Genomic DNA, 6,875 nt, shown 5'->3' with positions numbered 1-6,875 from the left:
AGCTTAGTTAATTAAAACTTAACAATTTTATAGCTAAATTATGATCTGTGCTAAATCATCTAAGCTATTAAATTTTACTAACTGGGTATTTTGCAGTTTTTGCGCTATTAGATAAGTATTGTCTACTGGCTTAAGTACGCTATTACGATCTAAATCTCCGTTGCTATAAAATTGTTTTAGATCTTCTAAATAAGAAAAGTTCGTTTGATTAATTATTTTTTGTTCATTAGTTGTAATATTTTGTTTACTCGAGTTATAGATTAAGTAATCAACTTGAGGTAACAAATTAAGCGCACTTAATGTGTGGGATATCGAACCTAAAGCACCATCGGCTATTAGTACTAATATAAAATTAATCTGATTACTTTTGCATGCTTGATTTAAAGCAAAAATTAACTCAAGATTAGTTTGATATAAATTAACCGGAGACATTACTCCTCCAGCTAATTCCACTAATAATAAATCAGCTTGATTATCTTGATTGTTTAAGCATAAAGAAATCGTTTGCTGAACAATTTTAGATAAGGTAAAAGTTTCTGTATGACCTAGTTTTTCACCTACATGTGGGGATGTTGCTAAATTGTAAGTGTAAGTTACTTGTTCGACTTTTGTTTTAAGCTTAGCTATTAATTCTTCTCTATTATTGAGATGACTAAGATTCTGCTGTACTATTTGTATATGTTCGGCTAGATCTGGAGAAGTATGATCTGTAGTTCCAGTTTGTACTGGTTTACAACTATTTACAATATAACCATTTAATAAAAAATGACTTAAAAGTTGTCCTGAAATGTAGGTTTTACCTACATCTGTACTAGTACCACAAACAACTAAAAGGGTCTTATGCATAATTTTCTCCTAGGAAAAGATCGAGGATATGAGCTTTTTTTATTGTATAACTATTTAGCTTGTGGCGTATCTCTTTGATCTTACGCAACTTTCTTACACATAAAGCATAAAGGATTATAGGTTAGAGGGATCCCATAATCTGTACGTAACTTTTCGTATTGCTCATAAAAATGGTAATACGACTTCTTATTCCATTTAGTTTGAGCTAAATTATTTACTCCAGTTAATTTTAAATGCTCAAGCAGAGCTTTTACTGAAGCAAAATACAGAGGGTGCATATACTCTACACAAGCTACTATTTCAAAACCACTTGTTTTAAGCATCTCTTGCCATTGTTGTAAAGAATAGTAAGTAAGGCTTTGTTTGGTGATAGCAGCTAATTCATGAAAGTTATTTGTAGTAAACATACTAAAAAGCAATATCCCATGAGGAGCTAAAACCTGCGCTTCTAGATGAGTTAAAAATTCTTGCGGATCAGCAAGCCATTGTACCATTGCATTACTTATAACTAAATCAGCTTTACTATTTGCCGGTAACCAATCTTGTGCGGCTTGTTGATAAGTAGTTACTTTATAATCTTCTTGCAAAGAGCTTATAGTATGGTCAAGTATGTCTATAGTTTGTGAATTTATTTTTACTAAATCAACAAGATCTATCTGTAACGCACTTGCTAAATTTTTGCTTGCTAGATTATTTAATAATTTAACCGTAAAATCTGCGTTTAATCCAGCACCTAAATCAACTAAATGCTTGATTTGCACATTAGGGTTGTGAGTTAGTAAAAAATCTATTAAGACTTGCGCCATTTTTTGCTGCACTATGGCATGCTCTGAATAAAGAGAACTTTGAGAAAAGTTATGGATTATACGTTGCTTATTAATTGACATATAAAATTAAAGACAGGGTATTACACATACCCCATCTTTTGTTAAATGTAATTATTTACGATGACGGTTACAGAAGTTTTCAATACGATCTAAAGCATCTGCTAAAGTATTTACATCTGGTAAGAAGACTATACGGAAATAATCACCTTCTTTCCAATTGAAACCTTTACCTTGTACAACTAGTACATGCTCTTCTAAAAGTAATTTTTGCGCAAATTCAACATCATCTTTAAAGTCAAATTTTGCTAAATCAATTTTTACGAAAGCATATAAAGCGCCACTAATTGGTGTACAAGAAAGTCCATCAATTTGATTAATACGGCGTTCTAATAATGATTTTTGTTCGTATAAACGACCACCTGGTGCTGTTAATTCATAAATAGACTTATCTTTTTCAAGGCTAGCAGGAATTAATGCTTGGAACGGAGAAACTGAACATAGACGCATACTCGTTAATTTATCCATAGATTGAATAAATCCTAGAGCTTGCTCAAATGGACCTGTTAAGAAGCACCAACCTAAACGATAACCACAAACACGGTTAGCTTTTGAAGCTCCATTAAAAGTAATGCATAATGCTTGTTTATTAATTGAAGCAATAGCTACATGTTCTGCTTGGTTGTAAGTAATGCGATCATAGATTTCATCACTTAAAATCATTAGCTCGTGTTTTAGAGCGATATCTACAATTTTTTCAAGAGTTTCACGTGAGTAAACAGCCCCTGTTGGGTTATTTGGGTTAATAACCACAATAGCTTTCGTTCTCGGGGTAATATTTTGCTCAATTGAAGCAATATCTGGATTCCAGTTATTTTCAGGATCACATTTATAGTAAACCGCAGTACCACCGGCTAAATTTACAGCCGCCGACCATAGAGGATAATCTGGAGTTGGTACTAATACTTCGTCGCCATTGCTACAAATACTACTTGTAACAATTTTGATTAATTCCGATACACCATTACCGATATATACACGGTTAATATCATCAGTATCTAAACCAATACCTAATTTATGGTTATAGGCAATAATGGCTTTACGGGCTTCAACGTGTCCTTTTGAATCACAATAGCCATGATATTTATATACACAATCTTCTAGATCTTGAGCAAAAGCTTCTGGCACTTCAAAACCAAATACGGCAGGGTTACCAATATTTAATTTTAAAATTTTATTACCTTCACGTTCTAAACGATTAGCTGTCTCTAAAAGAGGTCCACGAATTTCGTAGTTAACTCTTTCTAAATGAGGAGATGGAGCTTTAAATTTTTCCCACATAATAGGTTCCTCTTAAATTTTTACACACTACCTTTACTACTTTTAAATACTAGTTATTTTCTAGTTTGGGCAATGTGCATATTATATGGCAAAAGTTAGTTATTTTAAGCAGAATAATATATTTCACTCGACTTTTACCATAAATTTTAGGGGGGTAGTTATATTATGCAAGGATTTCACTAAAATTAGATATTTTTCTTACGGATTTGCCAACTAGATCACACTTTTTTGACATAGATCTTTAATTGCTATCAGAGCAGTTTAGATGTTATCGATAGCAATTTTAATGTTATCTACTTAAGCTTAAGTAAAAATATACTCAATCTAGAAAAAAGTACGACAATTTTTAAATAGATAAATAATTACACTTATACCTAAATTAAAGCATTAATACGTTTTCAAACGATTATAGTAAAGGTTTATAAATTGAATGAAGAGAAATTATTTAATTTAACTACGGTTTATTAAATAAAAAATTCTTAAGCAAAAATAAAGCAATAAATTTAATTAGATTTTCCTCCATAAAAAACAATAGTTTAAAAACTTTTTTCATTTTTGTAATTGACATTTATTTTTCTATAGTGCATAATATACCTCGTTAGCGAAAGACAGGATAACAAATTACTAATTACTGTCTTTATTTTTTTGTCTAGCAAGATTTTATTTTGCCTCGATAGCTCAGTCGGTAGAGCAGGGGATTGAAAATCCCCGTGTCGCTGGTTCGATTCCGGCTCGAGGCACCATCCTTTTACTATTCCTCCTTAGTTCAGTCGGTAGAACGGCGGACTGTTAATCCGTATGTCGCTGGTTCAAGTCCAGCAGGAGGAGCCATTTTTCTTTTGCCTCGATAGCTCAGTCGGTAGAGCAGGGGATTGAAAATCCCCGTGTCGCTGGTTCGATTCCGGCTCGAGGCACCATCCTTTTATTATTCCTCCTTAGTTCAGTCGGTAGAACGGCGGACTGTTAATCCGTATGTCGCTGGTTCAAGTCCAGCAGGAGGAGCCATATATTCAAGAGTAACAGAGATATCTGTTACTCTTTTTTTGTATGCTATAATTAGCGTGCGTGACTTACTGTCATTATTTTCATTCTTCGTTATAGGTTGACACATGAATCCTGATTTAAATTTTATTTCTAAATTTCTTGATGAAACCATTGCTGACATTACAGCAGCTGGCACAAAACCAGAATTAAATCACATTATTTTGCATCATATTATTTTTAAATCAGATAAGTACATTGATAATTTTATTGCCGAAGCTGCTAAATTATCTTTTGAATGTGATGAACCTGAATTTATTAATGAAGAATTAATCAATGAAGAGGATCGTGTGGAATATCCTGACGGTTACTGGAATTTAGATGTAGCTGTAGAAGTTCCTCTGACTGAAAAAGAATATATTATTGAAGATATCAGCGAATTATTAAATATTATTAATAAATTCCCTGAAGGTGAAGTAGCTTATGGCTTCTTTGGTACTTTCATTGAAACCGGAGAAGAGGAAGATGAAAACGTTGAACCTATTTACTGGTCTGTATAACTTTCATCTTAACTATCAACATCAGCCTAAAAATTACTAAAACACAAATAACAAGATTCAAAAAAAAATGAGAGTTGTATTAACTCTCATTTTTTTGTTTACCATAGTATTGTAGATTGTCCAATCTCAAGTAAATATTGGTTAGTTTGCTTAAAGCAACCACAAGTAAAGAAACCTCGATAAGCACTTAGAGGAGATGGGTGTGGTGCTTTTAAAATTAGATTCAGCTGAGCATTTACATGGCTTGCAAAACTTTGAGCATGTTTACCCCATAATAGGTATACAAGGTGCGATTTTTGCGCAAGTAAGTTAAAAGCAAGATTTATAAACTCTTGCCAAATATCATGCAAAGGATTTAAAGGACAACCAATTTCAACGGTTAAGCGAGTATTTAACAATAATACTCCTTGCTCAACCCATGGCTGGAGATTAGCTTTACCCTTCACATGCGGTTGGTACTCTTCACCAAAATCATTTTTTAAAGCAAGAAAAATATTTTGTAAACTTTTAGGAATATCACGATCCATAGCTGAGCTAAAAGCAAGACCATGCGCATGATCTGAAGCATAAGGATCTTGCCCTACTATCACTACTTTAACTTGAGTTAAAGGAATACTAAATGCATTAAATAGGTCTTTGGCAAGTGGTCGCACCGTTTGCCCATGCTCAAGATAAATCTGCTCAACTTGTTGCCATAGGGTATTACCTTTATGATCTGTAACCTGTAAATAATTAGCTAATTCAGGCCAATTACGCTTGAGCATTTCTAACTGCTCGTGCAGATCATGCAAAATTTGATTTTGCTTATCCATTACTTACAGTCCTAAATTTTTAAGATAAAAATAAAGCTTACGGTAATCAACTTGAGATTCGCACAAGAAAGTTAATTGCTCAACTAACTCTATATCTTTTTCAAATAAAGATATATCACTTGTATTTACTTTACGACGTGCTAGGAGTAAAAGCGTGAACATATAATTAGGTAATTGAGCGATAGATTTCTTAAATCCTTCTAAAGCTTCTACATCTAAGTGATAAGACTTACCTGTAATGTCATACTCAAAAGCTTTTATTGCTAAACATTGAGTTATTAATAATTGCCATAGTGCACGCTGCTGAAGAATTACATTACGACGCATTTCTTGGAAATTATTAACGTCATCAGGAGTTTGTAACCAAGATTTAAAAAATTCTTCAACAAGCTCATGATAAGTTAATGGCAAGAAAGTAGTTTTACGTACTAAATCTACAAGTAATAAGTAGGGTAAACGCTTAGTAAAAAATTCCGTACTCTTACCTTCAGCCTGAGCAAAATCTTTAGTAATCAGAGGTTCTAAGATTTGTTCATATCTCGGTACTATGTAATCATTTATAAAATCTTGTGGATCAATATTTCTAAAATGAGTACTTAGAACTTGCTCGATATCTTGTTTAGAGTATTCAAGATGTTCGCGATAAGTAACTAAATTGCTATAAAAAATTTCATTTAAGAAAAAGTCAATAACACATAAAGCTTTAAAATTGAATACTCGCTCACGATCAAAGAGAGCTAAGCCAAAAACTTGATCTACAGCTTGCACTAAAGATAAGAAACGCGATTTATCGCGATTTTGTTCATCGTGTAGGAGATTTTCACTGTAAACTTGATACTGTTGGGTGTACTTTAAGATTAAATCATGTAAATTTACCAGTGATAAATTACGATGATCTAATAAAAGCATACGCGAAAGCTCAGGTTTAAAACCTTCTTGCTGTGCTAAAAACTTGTCAAAATAAGAAAATTCTACTTGTAAAGCAGGGATCTGTTGTAATGCCTGCATTGGTGAATCTACTTGTGCTTCCTTTTTCTTAAAGTCAGCATATTTATTACCTTTAACTTGTTGGCTATCAGGTAAAGAGAACTCATGTACTGTAGTAGCCTGTGTTTTAGCTACAGCTTTTTTCTTTTTAAAAAAATCAAAAATCCCCATATATAACCTTTTATTGTGGGTGTGATGAATTTTTATTTGCTTTTATTATACTCAAAATAGCTCTCTTAGGCGAAGATACTAGGCAAGAGTTCAAAGCTAAATACGCATAGCACCCTCTTTTACGAATTAAGTAGTTTGTAAATCTATATTTTTTAATAAAAATATGAAAAAACATTTGGGTTTATTACAAACTTATGCTATAATGTTCGAGTTGACTTTTCTGCTATGCAAAGTTTAAATCTAAGCCCATTAAATATTTATATCTATTTGGCATTTTAAGCAATTTGTATAGAAGAGACATAAAGTCAGTTCTTAGGGCTCTAAGAGATAATAATTATCCCCCTATACTACTT

The 6,875-nt window shown here is 32.6% G+C and carries 6 protein-coding genes and 4 tRNA genes; 5 read left to right on the top strand and 5 right to left on the bottom strand.

Annotation, left to right across the window (positions count from 1 at the left end):
- Positions 1-33: 33 nt before the first annotated feature.
- The 3 genes from CKF58_RS07715 to CKF58_RS07705 all read right to left on the bottom strand — a co-directional run bounded on the left by CKF58_RS07715 (position 34) and on the right by CKF58_RS07705 (position 3,011).
- Positions 34-846 (bottom strand): dethiobiotin synthase, encoded by an 813-nt coding sequence (locus CKF58_RS07715; RefSeq protein WP_119532613.1) that lies wholly within the window; start codon positions 844-846, stop codon positions 34-36.
- A gap of 80 nt (positions 847-926) precedes the next feature.
- Positions 927-1,733, bottom strand: coding sequence for a methyltransferase domain-containing protein (locus CKF58_RS07710; RefSeq protein WP_119532611.1), 807 nt, complete (start codon positions 1,731-1,733; stop codon positions 927-929).
- Positions 1,734-1,784: 51 nt separating this feature from the next.
- On the bottom strand, positions 1,785-3,011 hold the full coding sequence (locus tag CKF58_RS07705) for an aminotransferase class I/II-fold pyridoxal phosphate-dependent enzyme (protein ID WP_119532609.1): 1,227 nt from the start codon (positions 3,009-3,011) through the stop codon (positions 1,785-1,787).
- A 667-nt stretch (positions 3,012-3,678) separates the two neighbouring features.
- Here CKF58_RS07705 and CKF58_RS07700 point away from each other — a divergent pair.
- The 5 genes from CKF58_RS07700 to CKF58_RS07680 all read left to right on the top strand — a co-directional run bounded on the left by CKF58_RS07700 (position 3,679) and on the right by CKF58_RS07680 (position 4,552).
- Positions 3,679-3,754 (top strand) — tRNA-Phe (locus tag CKF58_RS07700).
- A 12-nt stretch (positions 3,755-3,766) separates the two neighbouring features.
- Positions 3,767-3,842 (top strand) — tRNA-Asn (locus CKF58_RS07695).
- A gap of 10 nt (positions 3,843-3,852) precedes the next feature.
- Positions 3,853-3,928: transfer RNA gene (locus CKF58_RS07690), tRNA-Phe, on the top strand.
- 12 nt (positions 3,929-3,940) lie between these two features.
- A tRNA-Asn gene (locus tag CKF58_RS07685) sits at positions 3,941-4,016 on the top strand.
- A gap of 104 nt (positions 4,017-4,120) precedes the next feature.
- Entirely contained in the window at positions 4,121-4,552 is a 432-nt protein-coding gene (locus CKF58_RS07680; protein ID WP_119532607.1) for a ribonuclease E inhibitor RraB, read from the top strand.
- A 98-nt stretch (positions 4,553-4,650) separates the two neighbouring features.
- On the opposite strand, the gene CKF58_RS07675 is transcribed toward CKF58_RS07680, so the two are convergent.
- Both CKF58_RS07675 and CKF58_RS07670 read right to left on the bottom strand, forming a co-directional pair.
- A complete protein-coding gene (locus CKF58_RS07675) occupies positions 4,651-5,364 on the bottom strand; it encodes a uracil-DNA glycosylase (protein WP_222987767.1) in 714 nt (237 codons plus the stop codon).
- A 3-nt stretch (positions 5,365-5,367) separates the two neighbouring features.
- Positions 5,368-6,522, bottom strand: coding sequence for a hypothetical protein (locus tag CKF58_RS07670; RefSeq protein ID WP_119532605.1), 1,155 nt, complete (start codon positions 6,520-6,522; stop codon positions 5,368-5,370).
- Positions 6,523-6,875: the final 353 nt, after the last annotated feature.

It is taken from the genome of Psittacicella hinzii, assembly GCF_003585935.1.
Taxonomy (GTDB): domain Bacteria; phylum Pseudomonadota; class Gammaproteobacteria; order Enterobacterales; family Psittacicellaceae; genus Psittacicella; species Psittacicella hinzii.
This window is presented reverse-complemented; position numbering and strand designations above follow the sequence as displayed.

Coding starts and splice junctions, on each gene's coding strand:
- CKF58_RS07715 (WP_119532613.1), bottom strand. CDS start 846: ATGCATAAGACCCTTTTAGTTGTTTGTGGTACTAGTACAGATGTAGGT.
- CKF58_RS07710 (WP_119532611.1), bottom strand. CDS start 1,733: ATGTCAATTAATAAGCAACGTATAATCCATAACTTTTCTCAAAGTTCT.
- CKF58_RS07705 (WP_119532609.1), bottom strand. CDS start 3,011: ATGTGGGAAAAATTTAAAGCTCCATCTCCTCATTTAGAAAGAGTTAAC.
- CKF58_RS07680 (WP_119532607.1), top strand. CDS start 4,121: ATGAATCCTGATTTAAATTTTATTTCTAAATTTCTTGATGAAACCATT.
- CKF58_RS07675 (WP_222987767.1), bottom strand. CDS start 5,364: ATGGATAAGCAAAATCAAATTTTGCATGATCTGCACGAGCAGTTAGAA.
- CKF58_RS07670 (WP_119532605.1), bottom strand. CDS start 6,522: ATGGGGATTTTTGATTTTTTTAAAAAGAAAAAAGCTGTAGCTAAAACA.